This is a genomic window from Pseudomonas sp. FYR_2 (assembly GCF_043106425.1).
In the GTDB taxonomy this organism is placed as follows: domain Bacteria; phylum Pseudomonadota; class Gammaproteobacteria; order Pseudomonadales; family Pseudomonadaceae; genus Aquipseudomonas; species Aquipseudomonas monteilii.
The window spans coordinates 1-457 of the sequence record NZ_JBICMM010000014.1 but is presented as its reverse complement, the minus strand read 5'-3'; the positions used below and the strand labels follow the sequence as shown (position 1 = coordinate 457).

The 457-nt window shown below is 67.6% G+C and carries 1 protein-coding gene; it reads right to left on the bottom strand.

Going from position 1 to position 457, the window contains the following annotated elements; translation table 11 throughout:
* Positions 1-457, bottom strand: a 457-nt coding sequence (locus tag ACF8R4_RS04825) for an Ig-like domain-containing protein (RefSeq protein WP_392491791.1), incomplete at both ends; no start/stop codon positions are given.

Here is a 457-nt window from a genome sequence, read left to right as displayed (position 1 = left end):
CTGCACGGTGGCGCCTGGTTCGCCGCGACCGGTGAAGGTCACGCCGTCGGCCAGGGCCAGGTCGGTGGGTTGAGTCGGAGGCAGCAGGTCGGTGGAGGTCACCGAGCCCGGCTGCGACACGTTGCCTGCAGCATCGGTCAGGGTGACTTGCAGGCTGCTGCCGTCGATCACGGCAGGGGCCAGGGTGAGGGTGAAGGTGCCGTCTGCACCCACTGTGCCGGTCGCGATGACATTGCCGGCGGCATCACGGACCTGCACGCTGGTGCCGGCTTCGCCACGGCCACTCAGTTGGCTACCGGCCACGCCGATCACCAGATCGGTTGGTGCTGCGGGTGGCGTGGTATCGACACCGTCGATATCCGGTGCGGTGACCGAGCTGGCTGTGGATATGTTGCCTGCTGCATCGGTGGCGGTGGCCTGCAGCACTTCGCCGTCTACTTGCGGCGGGTTGAGGTTG